The sequence below is a fragment of the Allomesorhizobium camelthorni genome, from assembly GCF_011045125.1.
Taxonomy (GTDB): domain Bacteria; phylum Pseudomonadota; class Alphaproteobacteria; order Rhizobiales; family Rhizobiaceae; genus Allomesorhizobium; species Allomesorhizobium camelthorni.
Genome location: NZ_JAAKZF010000091.1, coordinates 1 through 19,364, shown reverse-complemented (window position 1 = coordinate 19,364; position 19,364 = coordinate 1). Strand labels below are relative to the sequence as shown.

Genomic DNA, 19,364 nt, shown 5'->3' with positions numbered 1-19,364 from the left:
TCGTAGCGCTCCATCAGAAAGACGAGCGCGTCGGCAAGGTCGTCGACATGCATGAATTCGCGCAACGGCGACCCGCTACCCCATATCGTGACGCGATTCCTACCGGCGTTGCGTGCGTCGACGATCTTTCGAATCGTCGCGGCCACCACATGGCTCGCAAGCGGGTCGAAATTGTCATTCGGCCCGTACAGGTTTGTCGGCATGGTCGAGATGAAGCTACGCCCGAACTGCTGACGGTAAGCGTCGCACAGCATCACTCCGGCGATCTTGGCGATCGCGTACCACTGGTTCGTCGGCTCGAGCGGCGCTGTCAGCAGCGCGCTTTCCTGGATCGGTTGTGCCGCAAATTTGGGGTAAATGCAGGACGAGCCGAGCAGCATGAACTTCTCGACGCCCGCCTCGAATGCGGCCGCGATCGTAGAGAGTTCGATCGCGAGATTGTCCTGGAGGAAGTCGACCGGACGTTCGTTGTTGGCCAGGATTCCCCCGACCCTGGCGGCAGCCATGAAAACCAGGTCGGGACGTTGTGCCCGAACCCAGGCGGTCGTCGCTGCGCGATCGGTCAGGTCGAGATCACGACTGTCGGCCGTGAGGATCTTTACCTCGGGCAAGCCGGACAGCCGGCGCACCAGTGCGGACCAACCATGCCGCGATGGCCGGCGACCCAAATGCGTTTGCCCTCCAGCGAAATCATTATCTTTTCACCTCAATCGAGCGTGATGCCGTACGCGCGGCAATCGGCCTCGACCATTTCTGAGACGAGCGCAGTATGCGTGTTGCTACCGAACGGGCCTGCAACACCCAACTTGCTGTGTTGTATGGTGGAAGCGCGCTGTCACACATGAGCCGCCCCTGGCACGAAGCTTTTGATTTTATCGACTGGTACATGCCTTCTATAGGGGCCGAACAATGCGTCTACTACCAGATGACGTAGTATCGGCGCTTGCTCGAAAAATTCTAAACCAAGCACGTGTCAACGCATAAACCGAGAGGTATCGGAATGCAGAGCAACGTGATGGCCGTGGGGGGTTCGAAATGGATCTGTGCAGATGAGCTGCCGCGCAAGCCGGGCCTCCATTGTATGGCGGAACCTTCAAGGAGCATGTCGCCATGGCTAGCAGATTCTTTGGAAAGTCGCCCTCCGGCTGTTCCGGTGTTCTATGTGAAACCGAAGAACAACCGCCCACCAACCAAAAGCATTCAAGCGCTCTCTCGTTGAACGCTACCTGCGGAGGGACCCCAAATGAATACTGACATTTTCACAGCTCATGAGTCTAATGTTCGTCGCTATGGGCGGTCTTTTCCCACTGTCTTTACGAAGGCCGTTGGGGCGACAATCTGGGACGAGGCCGGTAAGCCATTCATCGATTTCCTTGTGGGATCCGGCGCGCTTAACTACGGACACAACAACCCGACTATCATGGCGCCAGCAATTGAATATCTCGCTGGCGAGAATATTCTTCTGTCGCTTGATATGTATACAGCGGCAAAGCGCGACTTCATCGAAGCGTTTGTCGATTCGATTCTCAAACCCAGGGGCCTTTCTTACAAGATACAGTTTCCCGGGCCGACCGGCACAAACGCCAATGAAGCCGCGCTGGCGCTGGCGCGAAAATATACCGGCCGCTCGAGCGTCATGGCCTTCACAAATGCGTTCCATGGCATGTCGCTCGGCTCCCTGGCAGTGTCGGGTTCGGCGTCGACCAGGGAGTTGGGCGGCGTTGCTCGCCACGATGTGATCCGCGTCCCCTATGACGGCTATCCGAACCAAGCTTTCGATTCCGCGAGTTACATCGACTGCGTTTTGGGCGACCCAGGGAGCGGCATAGAAAAGCCTGCCGCAATCATTCTGGAGACCATCCAGGCAGAAGGCGGCATGAACACCGCATCCGCAGCTTGGCTCACAGAAATTCAGCGCATTTGCCGTAAGCACAGCGTTGTTTTGATCGTCGACGACATTCAGGCAGGCGCGGGACGAACGGGCGATTTCTTCTCATTCGAGTTCGCGAAAATCGAACCCGACATCGTGTGCCTCTCGAAATCCCTGAGTGGTTCAGGCAGTCCGTTCTCCATTGTTCTGATCCGCCCCGACCTGGACATATGGAATCCCGGAGAACATAGCGGGACCTTCAGAGGCAACAATCTCGCCTTCGTGACTGCCGGCGCAATGTGCAAAATGTGGTCCGACAGGCAGTTTACTGCAGGCGTCGAGCGGACGGCTGCCAAGCTTCAAAGACACCTTGATCACCTCGTTGCGAAATTTCCCAGGTGCATCGAACAAAAGCGCGGCCGCGGCCTGATGGCCGGCCTCAAGTGCCATTCACAGGCCATCGTCGGCCGTGTGCACGATGCCGCGTTCGAAAACGGCCTGCTGATCGAATCTTCAGGGCCAAATCGTGACGTAATCAAAGTCCTCCCGCCGATAGTCGTCACAGATGACGAACTCGATCACGGCATTGCCATTCTCAATCAGGCACTACAGGAGCAAGCCAATGACTAACCAGGCATCTCAAAAGCCAGCCATCTCCCCTCTTGTTATTGGAGAACGGACCGGCTCGATCAGCACTGCGGAGATCATCTCCGTTCTAAAAGGCGAGCTCACCGCTCTGCACATAAAGCAAGCGTTCAGCGCCGAAGTAGCCGAGGAGATCACCGCGAACTTTGTTGGCAGTCCCGGTCTCAAGGAGCGTAAAGATGGCGTCCCCGGACAGTATGTCGGAGCATCGCACTACAGGAAGGATGCAGCCACATATTTCGCGGAGGCGGAAACTGCGCGACCGTACGTCGACGCCCTTTTTAGCAATTTGGTTGATCCGGTCCGCGGGTTATTCAACGCGTTGAAGCGCGAGCTGCACGACCAGGGCATTGAATTGCGGCTGGCCCGTTCGGCGCAGGGTCAGGCTAATATTTGTCGCGCTCTCAGTTGGTCTGGCAGTGGCACATTTTCTTTGGAGCCCCACGACGACGTCGCTCAAGTCGCATGTGCTGGGAACGACTACGAGATTTGTGCAGTGGCCAAGAACACCGTCGCAGCGCTCAACTTCTATCCCAGCATGCCCGAGGAAGGCGGCAATCTGCGGCTCTGGAGCCATAAGCCGACAGTCGCGGACCGAAAGTCGCAAGGTGTGGAGACCACGGGCTATCCCTATTCGGCAGCCTATCTCGACGCCGTTCCTCGTCGCGACTTCCAGCTCAAGGCCGGGGATATCGCCCTAATTGATGGCGGTTTCGTTCACGGGGTCACCGGTCAATCAGGCGACGGAAAGCGGCGCGTGCTGCTGAACAGCTTTTTCGGGTTTGCGCGGCCGGATCTTGTTCTCTGGTGGACCTGAGATGGATGTCGTAGCGACTGACCGGCTTCCGCCGGCAGTTAAAGCAGCCACATCCATCGTAACGGGGATGTATTTTACTCACACACCCTCGTGCTGATCCAAGACGACATTACCATGAAATCGCGAAGCGCTCCCTTCTCCAGAACTTTCCAGCGCTTCCTTCGGTGTCGCGGCGTCCAGCATCGATTCCGCCAACAGCTTCTTGAGCCTACGGTTTTCCTCCTCAAGGCTCTCTAACCGTGGAGCATTCGACACTTCAATGCCACCATGGCTGCTACGTCAATTGTGGAACTTTGCTTGGCTGATCCCCGCCCTGCCGCAGAAATGCTGATTTGACAAACGAAGCGGATCCGCCCCATTGGGCGGAAATACCCGCAATCCATGCAGGGTTTGTCGCGTCTGCGACACAGGACTGTTTGGCCAGCTTCCTGCGTACCTTAGCCATTAGATTGATAAACCAGGATAAAATCTTTGCTGCCAAGCTGGCACGAATTTTGAAGGTCCCTCGTCAGGTGCCGATAGGAGACCCGATCCGATGGCATATTCAGGTCTGCGTCAGACCGCAATCACAGGCGCATTTTGCGATGCTGGCCTGCCGGCGACGGCCTATAGAGCCACAGGGTCTTACAGCCGTCTGCTTTGTGCACCGGTGACAACGCAAGGAAGGGGACACGATGGGACTCCCGCGGATTGGGGTCGAGTTAGGCCGATTTCTCGACCAGACTGATAGTATCGCTCAATTCGAACAGTTGTTCGACCTGTTGTCTGCTTTTGCGCTGAATTTTGATTGCCCCTGGACCGCCTATGGTCCTCTTGCACCCGAGCAAAAGGTTTTGAAGCCAGCCCAAGCGGATTCGGCGATCATGTTGAATTACCCTAATGGATGGAGGGAACGCTACTTCAAAATGGGTTATGACAAAATAGACCCGATCATCAAGAAAAGTCGAAAGGGGGTAGGCGCCATTCGATGGAGCGAAGTGTATAAGGATGCAAGCACGACTGAAAATGAACGGCGCGTTTTAGACGAAGCAGCGACGTTCGGCTTAAAGTCTGGCGTTACTGTTCCATTGCACGGCCCCGCTGGCAGCTTTACCATCGTGAGCTTTGCTCAATCCTGGGACCGCGAATTCCAAAATAAAACAGTCACATACTTGCAACTGGCCGCGTTACATTTCCATGTGAAGGTTACGAAATTCGCCAATTCGAACGCATTGAAGCAAGTTCAGGACCTCTCTCTTAGAGAGAAAGAGTGCATTCTGTGGACAGCGAGAGGTAAATCATCATGGGAAATAGGAAAGATTCTCGGAATATCCGGAAACACCGTAAATTTCCATTTAAAAAACGCGATGCGGAAGTTGGATACGGCCAGCAGAATCGGCGCTGCTATTAAAGCAGCAAGCCTCGGAATTATCCAAGTATGAAAATAGTGTCATACAAGAACGCCGTAGTCAGTTGCATTTGAGTATTGTCCTGGCAGGGCATGAGCACGAGTTCTTGAAATTCCTCAACAGCGGTTGCGTTGTGAGATTTCTTTAACCCGCCCCTCGGGGCGGTGGCTGCATTTAGGTGAGCCGGAAAGCTGCCGGCGGGCAGCGGTACCCCAACGCAGATTGCGTCTGATTTTATCTGCAAAGAAAGCAAACATTGCCTATCTTCCAAACGCAGTCCTCGGAGGTGCCGCCGTCGCTTCAACCTCCCGGGTCACGTCGCCGAGTGGTCTCCGAGAATGGAAGTCCGGCACAGGGCAAATAGCGGAGGTCCCCGGTGGATCTCGAACTGGAATGATGTCGCCCGCGTGAAATTATGGGGATGAAGAGCACATCGCGGCGGCTCCTCACAAGGTCTTACCGAGCCATCGCCCTGAAACTTTGAAGGTCCATCAACGAGCGCGCCTACATCGCAGGATCCAGAGGTGCCTCTGGCAGAGACTACCAACCTTAGTAGGTTCGTTGTACGCGTTTCTCAGATAGATGAGGAGGAGCCATTCTGGGAGTAGCCACTCGCGACGTCATCAAGGTCCTCCCGCCGATAACCACCACCGATGACGAGCTCGATCATGGCATCGCCATCCTTGATCGCGCACTACAGGAGCAAGCCAATGACTAACCAGGCATCTCAAAAGCCAGCCATCTCCCCTCTTGTTATTGGAGAACGGACCGGCTCGATCAGCACTGCGGAGATCATCTCCGTTCTAAAAGGCGAGCTCACCGCTCTGCACATAAAGCAAGCGTTCAGCGCCGAAGTAGCCGAGGAGATCACCGCGAACTTTGTTGGCAGTCCCGGTCTCAAGGAGCGTAAAGATGGCGTCCCCGGACAGTATGTCGGAGCATCGCACTACAGGAAGGATGCAGCCACATATTTCGCGGAGGCGGAAACTGCGCGACCGTACGTCGACGCCCTTTTTAGCAATTTGGTTGATCCGGTCCGCGGGTTATTCAACGCGTTGAAGCGCGAGCTGCACGACCAGGGCATTGAATTGCGGCTGGCCCGTTCGGCGCAGGGTCAGGCTAATATTTGTCGCGCTCTCAGTTGGTCTGGCAGTGGCACATTTTCTTTGGAGCCCCACGACGACGTCGCTCAAGTCGCATGTGCTGGGAACGACTACGAGATTTGTGCAGTGGCCAAGAACACCGTCGCAGCGCTCAACTTCTATCCCAGCATGCCCGAGGAAGGCGGCAATCTGCGGCTCTGGAGCCATAAGCCGACAGTCGCGGACCGAAAGTCGCAAGGTGTGGAGACCACGGGCTATCCCTATTCGGCAGCCTATCTCGACGCCGTTCCTCGTCGCGACTTCCAGCTCAAGGCCGGGGATATCGCCCTAATTGATGGCGGTTTCGTTCACGGGGTCACCGGTCAATCAGGCGACGGAAAGCGGCGCGTGCTGCTGAACAGCTTTTTCGGGTTTGCGCGGCCGGATCTTGTTCTCTGGTGGACCTGAGATGGATGTCGTAGCGACTGACCGGCTTCCCCTGCGAACTAGAGCACGTACGGTTTGAGCCGGGCCATATCCTGCGGCGTGGCCCAATCCGCCAAGAGCGCGCTGATTCCACAAAGCGGCCTCTCCAGGTTTATATCTATCGTGGCGCATCATCTGATTCCCGGATTCGACGGCGTCGACTCGGTGCGATTGCGGGTCGCGCTGCCGCAATCCGGGCAACGCGTTGCCGGGACAATCTGACCTGGAAACCTAGGGGTGATCAACGAGTATTGCGAGTTTTGCGAGGTGATCGCCAGCGGCCGACGTGTCGAAGTGCCGGCGCTGGAGGAGTGCGAGGAATTCTCTGTCGACGGAGTGTGCTATGAAGCTTCAGTACCACCGGCGGTTTGGGCACGCTATGCGACGCCTTACACGGCAAAGTGCGGACGCTGGACTATCGCAGTATCCGATATCCAGGCCACGCCGCCCTGATGAAGACGCTGCTTCACGATCTTCATCTAACCCCGACGAAGGCCTCGAACTTTGCGCGTCTCAAAGAGCCGGCCGTGCCGTCGTCACCATATCTGCGCAGGCCCAATTAGCTCTGGAGAACCTGCTGAGCTGACGAAGATCCTCTTCACAATCGAGGAGCAAACTTGTGGGCCACTCTTGAAATGAATTGCATGGATGAAAAAGATAAAAACTGTGAGTTCCGCTCATACAAGGTGTTGAGGCTTTGCAGTCGGTAGGTCACCGCAATCTGCCGTCCCACGCCCTGTTGCGCAGCTTTGAGAGTGCTGCGCGGCACGAAAGCTTTACGCAGGCGGCGGAGGAACTTTATCTCACGCAGAGCGCCGTCAGCAGACAAGTCAAGGAACTTGAGGAGACGATCGGCGTGACAATGTTCCGGCGGGTGGGACGACGCGTCACATTGACCGAGGCTGGCAGGCGGTTCGCGGCAGATCTGGCAGTCGATCTTGAGAACCTGAAGCAATCCGTGGCGCGGGCGATGGCAGCTGGCGAGCGAAATGCCACGTTGCGTATTGGCATCCTCCCCACATTTGCCAGTCGTTGGCTTATCCCGAGATTGGGGACTTTTCTGAACGACAATCCCAGCGTCGAAATCAAACTGGAGACCCGCACCGTACCCTTTGACCTCACACGAGAGCGCTTCGATCTCGCGATCCATTTCGGAAAGGCCAACTGGCCCGACGCACGTATGAGCAAGTTATTCGATGAGGAAATGCTGCCGGTTGCATCACCCAAATTCTGCGATATGTACTCGGCAAGCGAACCTGCTCGCCTCGCGGAGGCTCCACTTCTGCATCTCATTACTCGCGAAAGCGCATGGATTGACTGGTTCGCCATGCACGGAACCACTGATAAGCGGCTGCTGAGCGGCCGATATTTCGATCAGTTTTCCTTAATCATTTCGGCTGCCGTTTGTTCAATTGGCGCCGCCCTTTTACCTAGATATTTGATCGAAATGGAGCTCGAGTGTGGCGTTTTAATCCCGCTAAGCGACACGCCCTTGAAGACGCACAGCAGCTATTTTGTAGTCAGCGCGGCCGGCGACGTTAACCCGCAGGTAAACTCTTTTACGCGCTGGCTGATGTCGACCACGCGGCACCAGCATGACGCATAGCCACGACTAGGTTCTCCAGCGTCTCGGCGATGTCTTGGCCCATCTTTACGATACGAGCCGAACCGCAGCAGGTGCGGGTCGAGGGAGCCTCGATGACCAACCGCTCGCGCGGCAAGTGTTCAGAGAACGGTTTGCGTGCCGGACGACGACGTTCGAACGCAGAAACGTTCGTGATCACCGCCGCGGCGCGTTCTGCCGGTGGCGCCGGCCTCGAGGCCTTCGAGTTCCAACTCCATCTGGTCGATCAGCCGGGCGCGGCGTTCCGAGCTCTGGCCATACTGCTCCGGCCGCAGTTTGGTGATCTCGAGCTTGAGGCGCCTGATCATCGCCTCGGAGGTCGTGGCGACAGCGCACACCTGTGCGAGTGTGGCTCGGCCGAGGCGGCACGAGCCTCCGATGCCGCAAGCGCGGCGCGCAATTTGGCAATCTCCGGGGCCGCTCCATCCATGACGGAACGCCACCATGCTCCGAAGAGGAAACTTAACAACAGGGGAATAAAGACATGATCCTGCTTTCGAAGGTCGCTGTGTCCAGCGTGAATTACGCCAATCGACCCCTTCAAGGAGGCAGCCCAATTGCGCTGACGAAACAGGAATGGCAGAGCGGTTCTGGCTGACCGGCCAGATGAACTTCCGCGCCTTCTCACATCGGTCAGTAGGGTGTGGGCTGCTTCGTAAAGCAGTGTTCGCATCATCGCGTCACCGCACAGCGATGTGCATCCAACGGTCTCGCTTTCGCTCGACTCGGTAAGCTTCGGCGTCAGCCCCGGCAGCGGTCCAACAGCTTTCGAATTCCTGAACCGCTGCGGAATATCGTGGTCCTCGTGAACGCCAACGATACGAGGGGGCCCACACCCCGAACCTTCATCAGCAGCCGGCACGTCTCATCATTGCGCGAGACGTCCAGGACTTTTTTGTGCAACCGGGAGAATTCCTCACGCAGGTTACCCCTCGCTGTCAGCAGCGGCTCTATTACCATCGCTCGACGCGCAGCACCTTTCTCCCATTATCCACTGCGGTCTAAGGATTAGGCTCAAGCCGGATACGCCATCTTGCGTCCCCGAAAAGCATAAGATCTCGCCGCCATGAGGGTCGCGCCCGAGCCCTTCCTGCACCTTCAGCGCCAGGCTGTTCATGCCGCAACGCATCGCCGTCACGACCCGCGATCAAGACCTTCACCCCGGCCGGAAAAGACGATCATGACGCCTCCAGACGGGCCAGGATTTCGGATCGAGCGTCGCCGGGATGGTCAGGCGGCGGCCATTCGGCAGACCGATCTCGATCTGCACCTCAATGTCGGACCGAGGCTGCGAGACCACCTCGCGAGACGCGGCTTCCGGCGGCGAAATCGCCAGCGGCAGGAAGCCATGTGCAGCCGCATCGCCAAGAACGCCGCTCCGGTATTCCCGACGCCAGGTCGTAAGAATTCTGGTATGAGGACCTCCCAAAGACAGCGGAGAACCTGCGCTTGGCTATGATGTCATATTTCGACATGGCGCCAATCGATGAGGTACCGATGAGCCGCTTCGTTAACCGAAGCAGGTTCTCGACATCGCCCGCAGGAGCAAGTCTGTTGGCGGCTGATGAATTGGGCCGATCACCGCGCTCGCCTCCGTGCACGATCGATCAGCCGGACTGCTTTCGCCGGCCAAGGGAAGTGGGCGCGCTTCTGGGCTTCACCCCGGCACGCTATCAATCCGGTGAAACGGCAATTCGCGCCTCCTGATCCGCGGCGTACCATTCCTCCCACCCACAGTACTTCGGCTACAGATTCGATTTCCCTCGCGCTCTCAGCTGCACCAATGTCCAGCGACGATCACCTCTCATCTGGCGCCGCCTGAGTTGGTGCGGAGATGTGACACGCGACAGATTGTTCCTGGCCGCCGACTGGCGAAAATGGGGTGATCGACCAATGAATCAAGTCGATGGCACACTGAAGTATCGCATCGGTCTGGGCACGGCTGGGTGAAGCGGCGATGACATGTCCGATGCGGTCTCGGTGGTCGCCCTTCCTGACGATAGGCGTCTTGGGTTTAATGTACAATTTAACCTCGGCGACACCTGGTACAGCAGCCGCGCGACTGTCACCATCGATCCACTCGAGGATGCCATCGCGATCAGCATTTAGGCACTGCGCGGCCGCAATGTGCGAATGCGTTCCGCGCAAATCCCATTCCTCGCCGATGACAAGCTTGATGTGCTCGGTGATCAGATCGACACCGCAGGCCGCCTGAACCAGCCGAGGACTGGTCCCACCTGGAACACGCGGATTGACTTCAATGACGACTGGGCCACGCTTCGTCCACCGGAGTTCAACAGTCATTGGCCCCCAGCCAAGGCCGAGAGCTGGCAAACAGCTCAGCGATACATTAACGATACGCTCATACTCGTCCTCAGTCAGCGGCGCCGGGCAGGTCAAATGACGAAAGACGAAAGACGGTGGGGGGTCGAAGTCAGCGGTGTCAATCCCAATGACTTCATTTCCCATCATATGAGCGCCAAAAAAGCGGCCTTGTGCGAATTCTTCGACCAGTATCTTCGGCGAAGACTGCCATATGTGCTGCCCGCCCAACAGATATGTCGTATGTTCGGCCAACTCATGGGCGTTGCGACACAATCGGACACCCATGCTGCCGCTGCCCACAGCTGGCTTAAGAACCACCGGCAGGCCGATCTCCGCGGCCGAGCTTTCTACGTCCGTCGCATTCGCTGCCAACCGATAAGCCGGCATTGGAACGCCGGCCTCGGCGAGGAGCTGACGTTGAGTGAATTTGTCGCAGCATCGTTCAATCGATTCGGGGTTTGGTCCCGGTAGATCGAAATGCCGGCAGAGCTTGCCGACTGTCACATAGACCGACTCGTCCGCGCCCGAAAAACCAGTGATACCAGCAATGCCATAGATCGCACGCAGCCGGGAACATTTGTGGATCAGTGCATCAAGGTTGTCGGTGTCGACCTGCATTGCCTCAATGCCTTCCGCCGCAAGATAGTCGTACTGAGTTGGATCAGCCGACAGGGTAATTGGATGAAGACCAAGACGCTGGGCCGCTTTCACGTATTGCAGACCAATACTCCCATGGCCTTCAAGCAGGATGAGCGCTCTTCTTGTCATTGGCATCGACCTCCGTTGCCTGCTGTGCGGCGATCCGAGCGTAACAGGCTTTAGTTTTCAGTCCTGCCTGCCTCAGACGTTGTAGTGAAGGTATCACTGGCAGTTATCTGCAGTCGCAAAGACTCTGTAAATTTAGTTGAAGGATCTGTTGCAACGCTTTAGTTGCCGGCGGTGTGTGACACGGAACCCCTGACTTGGATTAAATCGGAGATTTCGGGCCTCAAGGGGGGCGGAGGGCCCTATCACCGATGGTGGAATAGGCGGTAAGCGCCTCGCCGCCTTGTAACCTCGGATTCTTTCCGCCTCTCCCCAAACCGAGCATGCGCCTTTCGTTACACACTCGGCTCTTCAGAAGACATTGCAAAGTAAGGCAACGCCGTCCATGCGAGACGGAAGCGGCAAACAGGGGCCAGGGGAGCAATGTGCTGCTCAACCATTCCCGCACGCCGAAGCCGTCTCCGGGCCGCCGACCACTGTGCTGGCATAAGGCCCAGACTTCGCGCGACCCCACTTTGGGCGCCTTCTCTGTAGCCACTGTGCTATGCTTGACGTGATCACTTGGAGTTCCTGCTTCAGCTCGGTCGAGCCGCGCCTGAGCGGCGACAGGCCCAACCTCCGAGCGAGCACGGCGGTGGGCGTGCGCGCGTTTTTCGTGAGTACACCAGAAGTTGGCGATCTTTGTCCGAAACCAGCATTTTCTCAAGTTGGCCCTGCATCTGATCGAATTAATAGAACCTTTACAAAAATCAGCTCCACGAGCTGGTAAGTGAACGATGTCAGACCGTCGTGGCTGTTGCAGGAGGAGATAATGAAAGACGTCGTCGTCATCGGATCAGGCAAAATCGGCTCAACGATCGCGCGCTTGCTGGCGGATAGTGGGAATTATCGCGTCGCGGTCGTCGACCGCAGCGCTGAACAATTGGCAGAGATCGAAACCGGTCCCACGCTCTGGGCGGCAAAGCTCGACATCACCGACGAAGCAGCCCTGACCGCGCAACTCTCCGGAAAGTTCGCGGTCTTAAGCGCGGCCCCTTTCCAACTCACCGTCGCCATCGCCACCGCCGCGGCCAAAGCCGGCGTGCATTATCTCGACCTCACGGAAGACGTCGAGTCTACCCGGCAGGTGAAACGGATTGCCAAGGTCGCCAAATTGGCGTTCATCCCTCAATGTGGTTTGGCGCCGGGTTTCATCTCGATCGTCGCGAGCGATCTTGCGCGCAAGTTCGACAGTCTCGATAGTGTGCGTCTGCGCGTAGGCGCGCTCCCGAAATTTCCGAGCAATGCCCTGAACTACAATCTCACCTGGAGCACTGAGGGGGTCATCAATGAGTACATCCAGCCCTGCGAAGCGATCGTCAACGGCGACCTCATTGAGGTCCCCGCTCTGGAGGAACGTGAAGAATTCTCGCTCGACGGCGTCACCTACGAGGCCTTCAACACCTCCGGCGGCCTCGGGACGTTCTGCGAAACGCTGAGGGGCAAGGTCAACACACTCAACTACCGGACCATACGCTATCCGGGTCATGCCGCGATCATGAAGACGCTTTTGCACGACTTGGGATTGCGGCACCGCCGCGATGTGCTGAAGGACATACTCGAACACGCCCTGCCGACCACGATGCAGGATGTCGTGATCGTCTTCGTGACCGTCTCTGGACGCAGAGACGGCCGGTTAGTCCAGGAAACCTACGCGAACAAAATCTATAGCGCCGAGGTCGGCGGGCGCATCACAAGCGCGATTCAGATCACCACCGCATCCAGCATCTGCGCGGTTCTCGATCTCCTTGTCGGCGGCAAGATTTCAGCCCAGGGCTTCATCCGGCAGGAAGATATCGGGCTCGACGCATTTCTGGAGAACCGCTTCGGGGTCTGTTATCGGCAAGGAGACGCGGCGAAGCATCATGTCACGACTGCGGCCTGAGCGGGCGTTTCCCGTGGCATTCTGGCGGTCCTTATCGATCGGCGGTCGTTTCCGCGACCAGCCAGTTTCGAAAGGTCACGAGCGGGGGATGGTTCTTTCGGCCGCGCGGCCAGGCGAAATAGTAGGATTCGGCGCTTTTTCATCGGCAGAAACAGCAGGCGCGAGCTAGCTGTGGAGCCTTCTGTGGTTGCCGCCCGTAATGCAAGAGGCTTCTGGCCCTTTTCGACGTGTGATCGAGTGCGGTCTTCTGTCAGGCCTTCATGTGCGGCATGTCCAGAAGCCGCTGGCCGGTATGGTGATCTGCAGATCAGGTCCAAATCTCAACAACGAGCGCATTGGCTCTTTGGCTCCAGCTGGTTTTCCTGATCCAGATCTGTTCGATCGTTGCGCCCATTCGGGTCGTCGCCTTCTCACACCCCCTTTACCAGTGCCGGGCTGTTTGCTGCAGGTCGATCATGCAGCCGCAGCCGACGCCGGATTCCGATGATCCTCATTCGTTCTCAGCATCGTCCAGATTGCCCGCGCCATCTTGTTCGCCAGGGCGATCGCCACGAGCATTCGCGGCTTTCTCGCCAGCATATGCGCCAGCCAAGATCCCGTGGAGATCGATCTGCGACCTAGCCAGTTCAAACGTGACATGGCCCCGATGATGAGCAATTGGCGAATGTCGGCTTGTCCCTCTTTCGAAACCCGCCCGAGGCGTTCCTTACCTCCCGAGGAATGCTGCCGTGGGACAAGGCCCAGCCAAGCCGCGAAGTCCCGGCCGCGTTTGAAGCTGGCCATGTCGGGTGCGAATGCTTCAACCGCCAGCGCGGTCAGCGGGCCAACTCCCGGCATGGTCTGCAGCCGCCGCACTGTTTCGGTTTCTGTCGCCAGCTTCCTGAGCTGCACGGTCTTGGCCTCGATCCGCTGCGTCTTCCATGCAATCTGGTCGATAAGGTCCTGGCATTCGTGGCGGACCAGTTCGGGCAGATTGCTCTTTGTTTCCTCGACGATCTCCTTAATGCGAGTGAGGTGGTGGATGCCTTGCGCGACGACGTGGCCGTATTCGTAGAGAATGGCACGCAATGCATTCACCAGATCGGTGCGCTGATGGACAAGACGCTGGCGAGCTCGGAACAACACTGCCCTGGCCTGCTGTTCTTCCGATTTCGGCTCGACGAATCGCATCTCCGGCCGCTGGGCCGCAATCACAATCGCCTCGGCATCGGCGGCATCGTTCTTCTGGCGCTTTACGAAAGGCTTCACATATTACGGCGCGATCAGCTTCACCTCATGGCCGAGCCTGGTCATCTCCCGAGCCCAGTAATGGGCGCTGCCGCAGGCTTCCTTCACAACCACTGCCGACGGATGCTCCGTCATGAACTTCTGAAACTGGAGGCGTGACAGCTTCTTTCGAAACTTCACATAGCCGTTAATCGACGCGCCGTGGAGCACGATTACATTCTTTGCCAAATCCACCCCAATCATCGTATTCTTCATATTGCCGTCCTCTCCGCTTGGTGGCTGAAACACCACATTTTGGCACACTGCGATGCCGTCTGGGGAGGGCGGCAACCATCCCATCTCAACAGGTTGTCCTCGTACGGCCGAGTCGGCTGATGGGTGGTTTTGATCCTAGCTGCCGTGAGGCCTGTGCCAATTATATCGGTGAAGCCAATGCAGCAACTCGGCCCGCGCGTTCTTGAGAGCTGTTGCAGGCTCGGGCATCACGCGCTCGACCCGAATGCCCAGCTTGGCATAGTAGGCGACGGCAGCTTCCAGGAAGGCAACGGCGCTCGCCTTGCGCTCATCCGGCATGATCTGCACAAAAGCGACGCGAGAGGCGTCATCAATGCAAACGCGGACGAACTCCCAGCCAATGCCGGGATGACGGTTGACCACGCCTGTCCGCCGTCCGGTGATGCGATGCCCCACCGAGCCGATGCAGCCAAGCTTCTTGATGTCGAGATGAATGAGTTCGCCCGGATGCTCCCGTTCATAGCGGCGCACGGGTTCGGGCTCCAGGGCGCTCAGTTTGTTGAGGCCCAAGCGGCGCAGAGCACGACTGACAGTTGCCGGCGTCTCGCCGGCCTCGCTCGCGATCTGCTTGCCCGTCCAACGCTGGCGACGCAGCCGCGCGATCGTTTCGACGATTTCCACAGACGTCGGCCGGCGTAACCGATGCGGCCGTGATAGCGATCGTCCAATCCGCCCAGCCCTTCGCGGCAGTATCGGTCGATCCATTTGCGGACAGTCCGCGGGCAAACACCTGCGGCTTCGGCAACGGCCTCCGATGTTTGCCCGCTCTCGACCTGCGTCACAATTCGCTCTCGACCGTGCCGCGTGAGACGGGCATTCTTATGGACGTTCATCCGATCCTCCGGGAGTCACTGAAGCTTCGACAACCTCAGTCTTTTCGGTCAGGGTCGAATGGACAACGTATTGAAAGCTTACAGCGCAGGCTAGGCAGTTTGGACACTTACCTGATCCATAGGATGGTGGCAGCGATTGTGACGACGGCGAGATAGTTTCTGGCCGTTTTCTCGAAGCGCGTATCGACGCGCCGGAACTGCTTGAGCTTCGAGAAGCAGCATTCGATCAGGTGCCGTTGTGCGTAAAGGTGCTTGTCCAGCGGGTGCTTTTGGGCGCGGGACGGGTCGTGGGGATCACGGCGACGGCCCCTTTGTCGGCGATGGCGTTGCGCAGGCGATCACTGTCGAAGTCGGCGGGCAGGTCGGCGATCAGGGCGTCGGCTTGCGGCGTGTCGCCCTTCTGGCCTGCCGTGAGCGCGAAACGGACAGGGCAGCCCAGCTCAATCGGGCCTTCTTGTCGGAATCGAAGCCTGTGCATCATCGTATTTTTTTGGGCGCGGCACTGATCGAGATTGGCCATGAGGTTTGCTTGATGCCCGCCCGTCCTACGTCAAACCATACGTGAGCGCGCAGACCGATGCAGAGGCGATCTGCGAGGCGGTCACGCGGCCGACCGTGCCTTTCGGTGCCAAAAAAACAATCAAGTGCGATTCATCTCCCGCAACAGATGTGGCTATTTGAAACCGGTGAGCACAGCATTGTTGAAGCAGGCTTAACGGTACGGCTTTCAATACCAATTCCAAGAATACTGGATTCATGAATACGCGTCATTAACTGGTGACAAATATGCGCTTGTAAGTCCGGACGGTGCATCCGAAAACCAGGCAGGAGAAAATCAATACGTTCACTCGGATCGGCCTCTGCTACAGGTCTGCCGGATATGGAGGTGTGCGCCGTGAGTACCGTAGAAAAATACTTGCCCTCACAGCGTGAGCAGGCGTTTCTGGACAAAGTCGTCAACGGCAAATACGACCGGCAGATCATCACCGGCATCGCCAAGTTCGCCAGAGAGGATGTGCCCCAAGATATGCGCGGCTTCTATTCACGAGAAGAACTTGATCAAATCCTCGAGCTGAAAGGCACCCCGAGAGATCTGGAAGCCAGGATGCCGATCAAGATCACGCGGCACTACTACGAGCAGGCGCAATACAGCCGGCCCATGCAGACGCTGATGAAAGCCAGCCCGAAAGAGACCTACGATCTCGACGGCGCGGAAGATCCGGGCAAGCAGATGACCTACAGCCCGCGCGAGGGGCTGATCCATAAATACGAGCTTGGTCTACTGTACGTGGCCTCCACCTGCTCCGCCCATTGTCGCTTCTGCTATCGCGAGGAACTGATCGGCCACAAGCAGATCACCCGCGAGGACGGCATTGTAGCTCCAAAGGGGTTGGCACAGCTCGGTGAAATTGTCGAATATATACGTGAGCACAACAAGCTGGTGGCCTCGAATGGCGGCCGCCATCCCGAGACCGGCCGCGAAAAACTACGCGAGATCCTGATGTCGGGCGGCGATCCAATGGTTCTGGGAAACAAGAACATCGCAGCTTGGCTGGCTGGGCTCGCCGAAGCCGGCGTCGAGAATATCCGCATTGGCACCAAGGAACTGGCATTTCATCCGCAGCGGTTCGACCAGACTTTCTTTGCGATGCTGGATGCCTTCCACCAAGCTTATCCGGAAGTCAGCATGCGGATGGTGGTGCACTTCAACCATCCCGACGAATTTCTCCGCAAGACACCGGATGGCGGCTACATTGACAATCCTGGCGGTGGGCTCGAATGGATTGCCGAGACGCGGGCCGCGGTCAAGCAACTCGCCCGGCGGGGCTGGATCACCATTCATAATCAGTCGCCGATCATTCGCGACATAAACGACGATTCCGAAGCGCTGCGGATCATGCAGCGCGAAACGCTCCGCAACGGCATTGAGAACCACTACTTCTTTTGCGGCCGCGACATAATCGGCCACAAGGCGTTCAATATCCCGATCGAGCGAGCGTGGCAGGTTCTGAACGAGTCGCAGAAGGGTCTGTCCGGCGTCGAGGCGCATGCGCGGCTTTCGATCACTCACTATAAGGGCAAGACCGAAGTCGCCGCTGTTACCAAGGAGCCCGTACCAAGCATCCCCGGCGGCGAAAGGGGCGTAGTGATCTTCAAGCTACTGCGGTCGGCCGCGGATGCGCGGGATCGATGCAAGGTGACCATCGTCGGTCGAAACCCGGACGCAATCTGGTTCTGCGGCTATGACGACCGTGTGATCTTCGATGAGGCCGGTCTCTACTCGATGTACGGGATTAAGCCCGCATTTCTCCAGGCGGCGGAGTAGGCGCAATTAGGGGCATTCGAGCAACACGGGAGCCAATTGTGACCTACGTCGTCACCGAACTGCACCAAGTGCAAATACACCGACCGCATAGATGCGTGTCCGAGTCGATTGCTTCTGCCAGCAGTTGTTGGCAGGGTGTCGCGGAGGGATGATAAGGCTTGCGCAACGGGGGATCCGTCCCGCTCCTTTCCAGCCAGCTTGAGGAGGGCTGGACGAAGTTCACGATCAGCCGCACCGTCGCATAGAGCTGCGCCAGGGCTGGAGCGGCTTCTAGCTAGTTGCGTCCATAAACGAGCGTATTTCGGCGCATTTACAGGGGCTTGCGCCAGGGTGGAGGCGCGTTTGACGGGCATGGACGGGTCCAAAGCGCTGATTGTCGCCCAACCGGTGTCATTCTGCACGATCAGGCACACGCCACCCGCGGGCCGGCGCTTGCCGGCGGGGGCACCTGCGATGCCGAGGTGGGATCAGCTTGGTTTCAGGCGGGTGAAGAGGACGAGGTTGTAGGCCACGACCGAGGACCGGACGTAGCCCTTGAAGTGGTCAAGCCCGCGCCAGGTGCAGCGTGCCAAGCCGTAAGCACGTTTGAGGCAAGAGATGCCGGCTTCGATGCCGGCGCGGAAGTTGCGGAGCTTGCGGTAGCCCAGTTGCTTCTGACCATGTCCTCGATCCTGAGGCCGGCTTTCTTGTGGAAGGCCATGTCGGAGACGCCCCATGTCTTCGCTGTGGCTAGATTGTCGCGCGTGGCGAAGCCGCCATCGGCGGCCGCCTGCCGCGGCGCCTGGCCATAGAAGGCTACATGGCGCTCCAGCATCGGCAGCAACCGTTCGCTGTCGGCCGGATTGCCGGCTTCGATCACCAGATCGAGAATCATGCCGCTCCTGCCAGTGGTCAGGTTGAGCTTGTGACCGTATTGACGATGATATCGGCATGGGGTTCGAACAGGCTGACCAACTTCTCGCCGGCCGGCACCGGCTCACCGGCCAACACCCGCCGCTCGCTCTGTTGGATGACGCGTTCGATCAGCGGTCGATAGTGACGAACCCGGGCCTGCCAGAGTTCGACGAACGGATTGGCCGCCACAGCCAGTCGCATTTCCGCCTGTCGTACATACGCCAAGGTCGCATGGGCGATCGCGATCAGCTCGCGGTAGAGTTGGACACGGTTAGGGCGACCACGCGTGAACTGGATCTTGCGGGCGCGCTTCTTGGCTGCGCGGCTATGATCGCGCCATGCCAAGCCGGCGCCGCCGATCAAGGCATCAGCTTGCTTGAGCAGGCGCACCATGACCCGCACAGCATCCCACAGCAGGCTGCTATCGCTCGGTTCGTGCATGAGTGCTGAGGTCACGGTGCTGTCCAGCCGCACGACCGCGCCGTCCTCCAGCTTCGCCTTCCGAGCGCTCGACAGCAGTGCTCGATTGATCTCCTCCCAGGTCTCGGGCCGGATCGCGCTGATCGTCTTTTGCAGCACCGACTTCTGCGGGCTCCAAGGCCATGCAGGCGGGCAAAGGCTCGGAATGACGCGGAGTCCTCGAGGTGGAACGCCAACTCCTGATAGCTCAGCTGGCGGTATTGCTTGAGGAGCGCGCAACGCAAGACCGCTTCGGCGGACAGGCCTTGCCGTCCGGTGGCCTTGACGGCGTGCCGGCTCAGATCGCGCCCCACCAACGCAAGCAGATCGCCATGCTCGTCAAGCCACTGTGACATCGCCTTCAGCTCGTGGCCGATCTCGTGCGTGGCGAAAAGATCGAATATG

10 protein-coding genes and 11 pseudogenes are annotated in these 19,364 nt (G+C 58.2%); 10 read left to right on the top strand and 11 right to left on the bottom strand.

Annotation, left to right across the window (positions count from 1 at the left end; translation table 11 throughout):
* Positions 1 to 694: pseudogene (locus G6N73_RS30370) on the bottom strand (NAD-dependent epimerase/dehydratase family protein); the annotation flags it as partial.
* 549 nt (positions 695 to 1,243) lie between these two features.
* On the opposite strand from G6N73_RS30370, the gene ectB reads away from it, so the two are divergent.
* Entirely contained in the window at positions 1,244 to 2,500 is a 1,257-nt protein-coding gene (gene ectB / locus G6N73_RS30365; protein WP_165033668.1) for a diaminobutyrate--2-oxoglutarate transaminase, read from the top strand.
* Positions 2,493 to 3,332 carry a 2OG-Fe(II)-dependent halogenase WelO5 family protein gene (locus G6N73_RS30360; RefSeq protein WP_165033666.1) on the top strand — a complete coding sequence of 280 codons (840 nt, stop codon included), beginning with the start codon at positions 2,493 to 2,495 and terminating at the stop codon, positions 3,330 to 3,332. The genes ectB and G6N73_RS30360 overlap by 8 nt, the downstream gene beginning before the upstream one ends.
* Positions 3,333 to 3,482: 150 nt before the next feature.
* Here G6N73_RS30360 and G6N73_RS37395 read toward each other — a convergent pair.
* Positions 3,483 to 3,653 (bottom strand): annotated as a pseudogene (locus G6N73_RS37395) (transposase); the annotation flags it as partial.
* A gap of 353 nt (positions 3,654 to 4,006) precedes the next feature.
* Between G6N73_RS37395 and G6N73_RS30355 the strand changes: the two are divergent.
* From G6N73_RS30355 to G6N73_RS30345, 4 genes and pseudogenes are all read left to right on the top strand, one after another.
* On the top strand, positions 4,007 to 4,753 hold the full coding sequence (locus G6N73_RS30355) for a LuxR family transcriptional regulator (protein ID WP_165033667.1): 747 nt from the start codon (positions 4,007 to 4,009) through the stop codon (positions 4,751 to 4,753).
* Positions 4,754 to 5,430: 677 nt separating this feature from the next.
* Entirely contained in the window at positions 5,431 to 6,270 is an 840-nt protein-coding gene (locus G6N73_RS30350; RefSeq protein WP_165033666.1) for a 2OG-Fe(II)-dependent halogenase WelO5 family protein, read from the top strand.
* 78 nt (positions 6,271 to 6,348) lie between these two features.
* Positions 6,349 to 6,770, top strand: a pseudogene (locus tag G6N73_RS37390) (saccharopine dehydrogenase family protein); the annotation flags it as partial.
* Positions 6,771 to 6,985: 215 nt separating this feature from the next.
* A complete protein-coding gene (locus G6N73_RS30345) occupies positions 6,986 to 7,894 on the top strand; it encodes a LysR substrate-binding domain-containing protein (RefSeq protein ID WP_165033665.1) in 909 nt (302 codons plus the stop codon).
* Positions 7,895 to 7,907: 13 nt separating this feature from the next.
* Here the strand turns inward: G6N73_RS30345 and G6N73_RS30340 are convergent.
* Positions 7,908 to 8,342: pseudogene (locus G6N73_RS30340) on the bottom strand (transposase domain-containing protein); the annotation flags it as partial.
* A 189-nt stretch (positions 8,343 to 8,531) separates the two neighbouring features.
* Positions 8,532 to 8,869: pseudogene (locus G6N73_RS30335) on the bottom strand (transposase); the annotation flags it as partial.
* 611 nt (positions 8,870 to 9,480) lie between these two features.
* Here G6N73_RS30335 and G6N73_RS37385 point away from each other — a divergent pair.
* A pseudogene (locus G6N73_RS37385) lies at positions 9,481 to 9,610 on the top strand (transposase); the annotation flags it as partial.
* A 99-nt stretch (positions 9,611 to 9,709) separates the two neighbouring features.
* Here the strand turns inward: G6N73_RS37385 and G6N73_RS30330 are convergent.
* Positions 9,710 to 11,005: an ATP-grasp domain-containing protein gene (locus tag G6N73_RS30330; RefSeq protein ID WP_165033664.1), complete on the bottom strand. Its 1,296-nt coding sequence runs from the start codon at positions 11,003 to 11,005 to the stop codon at positions 9,710 to 9,712.
* An 808-nt stretch (positions 11,006 to 11,813) separates the two neighbouring features.
* On the opposite strand from G6N73_RS30330, the gene G6N73_RS30325 reads away from it, so the two are divergent.
* Positions 11,814 to 12,926 (top strand): saccharopine dehydrogenase family protein, encoded by a 1,113-nt coding sequence (locus tag G6N73_RS30325; RefSeq protein ID WP_165033663.1) that lies wholly within the window; start codon positions 11,814 to 11,816, stop codon positions 12,924 to 12,926.
* Positions 12,927 to 13,379: 453 nt separating this feature from the next.
* Here G6N73_RS30325 and G6N73_RS30320 read toward each other — a convergent pair.
* The 3 pseudogenes from G6N73_RS30320 to G6N73_RS30310 all read right to left on the bottom strand — a co-directional run.
* Positions 13,380 to 14,408, bottom strand: a pseudogene (locus G6N73_RS30320) (IS110 family RNA-guided transposase).
* An 85-nt stretch (positions 14,409 to 14,493) separates the two neighbouring features.
* Positions 14,494 to 15,280, bottom strand: a pseudogene (locus G6N73_RS30315) (leucine zipper domain-containing protein).
* A gap of 107 nt (positions 15,281 to 15,387) precedes the next feature.
* Positions 15,388 to 15,719 (bottom strand): annotated as a pseudogene (locus G6N73_RS30310) (transposase); the annotation flags it as partial.
* 14 nt (positions 15,720 to 15,733) lie between these two features.
* Between G6N73_RS30310 and G6N73_RS30305 the strand changes: the two are divergent.
* Positions 15,734 to 15,904: pseudogene (locus G6N73_RS30305) on the top strand (IS110 family transposase); the annotation flags it as partial.
* Between the two features lie 271 nt (positions 15,905 to 16,175).
* Positions 16,176 to 17,606 carry a KamA family radical SAM protein gene (locus tag G6N73_RS30300; RefSeq protein ID WP_165033662.1) on the top strand — a complete coding sequence of 477 codons (1,431 nt, stop codon included), beginning with the start codon at positions 16,176 to 16,178 and terminating at the stop codon, positions 17,604 to 17,606.
* A gap of 467 nt (positions 17,607 to 18,073) precedes the next feature.
* Here the strand turns inward: G6N73_RS30300 and G6N73_RS38835 are convergent, their stop codons facing one another.
* From G6N73_RS38835 to G6N73_RS39005, 3 genes and pseudogenes are all read right to left on the bottom strand, one after another.
* Positions 18,074 to 18,538 carry a transposase gene (locus tag G6N73_RS38835; protein WP_425484168.1) on the bottom strand — a complete coding sequence of 155 codons (465 nt, stop codon included), beginning with the start codon at positions 18,536 to 18,538 and terminating at the stop codon, positions 18,074 to 18,076.
* A complete protein-coding gene (locus G6N73_RS39010; RefSeq protein WP_484477017.1) occupies positions 18,498 to 19,079 on the bottom strand; it encodes a hypothetical protein in 582 nt (193 codons plus the stop codon). The genes G6N73_RS38835 and G6N73_RS39010 overlap by 41 nt, the downstream gene beginning before the upstream one ends.
* 86 nt (positions 19,080 to 19,165) lie before the next feature.
* Positions 19,166 to 19,315: pseudogene (locus tag G6N73_RS39005) on the bottom strand (ISNCY family transposase); the annotation flags it as partial.
* Positions 19,316 to 19,364: the final 49 nt, after the last annotated feature.

Coding starts and splice junctions, on each gene's coding strand:
- ectB (WP_165033668.1), top strand. CDS start 1,244: ATGAATACTGACATTTTCACAGCTCATGAGTCTAATGTTCGTCGCTAT.
- G6N73_RS30360 (WP_165033666.1), top strand. CDS start 2,493: ATGACTAACCAGGCATCTCAAAAGCCAGCCATCTCCCCTCTTGTTATT.
- G6N73_RS30355 (WP_165033667.1), top strand. CDS start 4,007: ATGGGACTCCCGCGGATTGGGGTCGAGTTAGGCCGATTTCTCGACCAG.
- G6N73_RS30350 (WP_165033666.1), top strand. CDS start 5,431: ATGACTAACCAGGCATCTCAAAAGCCAGCCATCTCCCCTCTTGTTATT.
- G6N73_RS30330 (WP_165033664.1), bottom strand. CDS start 11,005: ATGACAAGAAGAGCGCTCATCCTGCTTGAAGGCCATGGGAGTATTGGT.
- G6N73_RS30325 (WP_165033663.1), top strand. CDS start 11,814: ATGAAAGACGTCGTCGTCATCGGATCAGGCAAAATCGGCTCAACGATC.
- G6N73_RS38835 (WP_425484168.1), bottom strand. CDS start 18,538: ATGCCGATATCATCGTCAATACGGTCACAAGCTCAACCTGACCACTGG.